This window comes from Mesorhizobium sp. M7D.F.Ca.US.004.01.2.1 (assembly GCF_003997785.1).
GTDB classification, from domain to species: Bacteria; Pseudomonadota; Alphaproteobacteria; order Rhizobiales; family Rhizobiaceae; genus Mesorhizobium; species Mesorhizobium loti.
The window spans coordinates 1-2,326 of the sequence record NZ_RZRQ01000568.1 but is presented as its reverse complement, the minus strand read 5'-3'; the positions used below and the strand labels follow the sequence as shown (position 1 = coordinate 2,326).

4 protein-coding genes are annotated in these 2,326 nt (G+C 59.4%); all 4 read left to right on the top strand.

Annotated features, from left to right (window positions below; genetic code table 11):
• The coding region (locus EN993_RS34825) for a LamB/YcsF family protein (protein ID WP_206532474.1) at positions 1-218 on the top strand (218 nt) is incomplete at its 5' end.
• Entirely contained in the window at positions 215-829 is a 615-nt protein-coding gene (locus tag EN993_RS34820; protein WP_127266144.1) for an urea carboxylase-associated family protein, read from the top strand. The genes EN993_RS34825 and EN993_RS34820, both read left to right, overlap by 4 nt.
• Positions 826-1,620, top strand: coding sequence for an amino acid ABC transporter ATP-binding protein (locus EN993_RS34815; protein WP_127266143.1), 795 nt, complete (start codon positions 826-828; stop codon positions 1,618-1,620). The genes EN993_RS34820 and EN993_RS34815 overlap by 4 nt, the downstream gene beginning before the upstream one ends.
• 10 nt (positions 1,621-1,630) lie before the next feature.
• On the top strand, positions 1,631-2,284 hold the full coding sequence (locus EN993_RS34810; RefSeq protein WP_127266142.1) for an amino acid ABC transporter permease: 654 nt from the start codon (positions 1,631-1,633) through the stop codon (positions 2,282-2,284).
• Positions 2,285-2,326: the final 42 nt, after the last annotated feature.

Sequence of the window (2,326 nt, the reverse complement as noted above, 5' to 3'; positions counted from 1 at the left end):
CCGTAATCCATGATCCGGAGCTGGCCGCCGAACGGGTGTTGCGGATGATCGAGGCTGACATGGTGATCTGCGAATCCGGCAAAAAAATCGCGGCGCGTATCGACAGCATTTGCGTTCACGGCGATACGCCGGACGCGGTTACCATGGCCAAGAGGCTGCGCCAGAAGTTGGAGGCGGCCGGCTACAGCGTCGCGCCACCAATCAAGGAATCAAGATGACGACGAAGCACTTCGTGGTGCCGGCTAGCTATGGTCGCTCCTTTACGCTCAAGACCGGCGACCTCATCAGCATCGCAACGCCGTCCGGCACGCAAGTTTCCGATACCTGGGCCTTCGCCGCGGACGATCCTCACGAGCACCTGTCGATGGACAATACCCGGTCGATCAACTCCAATGTCTTCGTAGACAAGGGGGCTCGGCTCGTGTCCAACAATCGCCGGCTCATGTTGACCGTAGTCGAGGACACATCGCCCGGTCATCACGATACGCTGTTGTGCCCTTGCAATCGTGCGATCTACCGGGAACTCGGTGCTTCCGACAACCACCGCACTTGCACCGACAATCTGCATGAGGCGCTCGAGCAGGCCGGCATCAAACTTCCCTTCACCCCCGCATCGCTCAACCTGTTCATGAATGTTCCAGTGTCTGCCGACGGGAGCGTGGATCGCCTGCCGCCTCAGTCCGTCGCGGGTGACTATGTTGTGCTGCGGGCCGAAATCGACCTGACGCTGGTTCTGTCCGCATGCCCCCAAGACATCACGCCCATCAACGGCGATGCCCGCACGCCGACCGACCTTCAAGTCGACATTCAGTCCGGGGCCGCCGGATGACACTTGCAGCCCCAGCCAATGGCGACGTTTCATTGCTTAGACTGCAGAACATCGAAAAGAGTTTCGGCAGTCTCAAGGTGCTTCAGGGAATTTCTGTGGAAGTAGCGCGTGGCGAAGTCGTCGCCATTATCGGGGGCAGCGGATCAGGCAAATCGACGTTGCTGCGCTGCGTCAATCTGATGGAACGACCGAGCGCCGGCAGGATCGAATTCGGAAATTTCGTCGCTGATTTCGACGGGAACCGCAAGACCATCATCGGCGAGGAACGCCTCCGCCAACTGCGCACCCAGATCGGGATGGTGTTCCAAAGTTATAATCTGTGGCCGCACAAGACCGTGATGGAGAACGTCATGTGCGCGCCGATGCTGGTCAAGGGCGTCAGCCGACGCGACGCTGCGGGGCAGGCCGAGCAGCTTCTGGATCGCATTGGCCTGGCGCAACGACGCAATCACTATCCGTTCCAGCTTTCAGGAGGCCAGCAGCAACGCGTCGCTATCGTGCGGGCGCTCGCCATGCAGCCTAAGGCGATGCTGTTCGACGAAGTGACCTCAGCCCTCGACCCTGAACTGGTCGGTGAGGTGCTCGGCTTGATGGCCGAACTCGCCAACGAAGGCATGACAATGCTGATTGTGACCCATGAGATTGCCTTCGCCCGCGACGTGAGTTCTCGCACCTTGTTCTTCGACCGCGGGGTCATTGCGGAATCCGGGCCATCGAGGGACGTCCTGCGCAACCCGCAGTCCGAAAGGATGCGTCAGTTCCTAAGCCGCGTCCTGCACGAATCCTATTGAGTGAAATGATATGAGTAGCGCTCTCTCCACCTATGCCCCCGGCTTTATAAGCGCCGCCTGGATCGTCTTCTCGGTCACCATTCTGGTGATCGCCGTCAGCTGGATTTGCGGGCTCGCGGCCGCGTTGGGCAAGACCTCGCGCATCGCGCCAGTGCGATGGGTCTCGACCTTCTACATCTGGTTCATCCGCGGAACGCCGACACTGATCCAGGTCTTCATCGTCTATTTCGGCTTCCCGCAATTCGGTGTGAAGCTCTCGCCCTTCGTGGCGGGCGTGTTCGCACTGGGCGTGAATTCGGGAGCTTATGTAGCCGAGATCGTACGATCCGGCCTCTCGGCCATTCCAGCGGGGCAAACGGAATCTGCCATGGCGCTCGGCATCTCGCGCCGCAAGACGATGACGACAATCATCCTGCCCCAGGTATTCAGGATCATCCTCCCGCCGCTAACCAACGAGGCAATCACCTGTCTCAAGAATACATCCCTGCTTTCAACGATCACCGTTATGGAGCTGACTCTCTACTCACAGATGTTGATCGCGACGACGTTCCGCCCATTCGAGTTCTATATCGCCACGGCCCTCATCTACCTCGTGATGACAACGATCCTGTCGCAGCTGTCCGCCTATCTTGAGCGACGCAACGCGCGCGCTGGCACGCTCTAAGGAAACGCACAATGAAAGCTACGCTTCCGGTCGATTCGCTCC

Coding starts and splice junctions, on each gene's coding strand:
- EN993_RS34820 (WP_127266144.1), top strand. CDS start 215: ATGACGACGAAGCACTTCGTGGTGCCGGCTAGCTATGGTCGCTCCTTT.
- EN993_RS34815 (WP_127266143.1), top strand. CDS start 826: ATGACACTTGCAGCCCCAGCCAATGGCGACGTTTCATTGCTTAGACTG.
- EN993_RS34810 (WP_127266142.1), top strand. CDS start 1,631: ATGAGTAGCGCTCTCTCCACCTATGCCCCCGGCTTTATAAGCGCCGCC.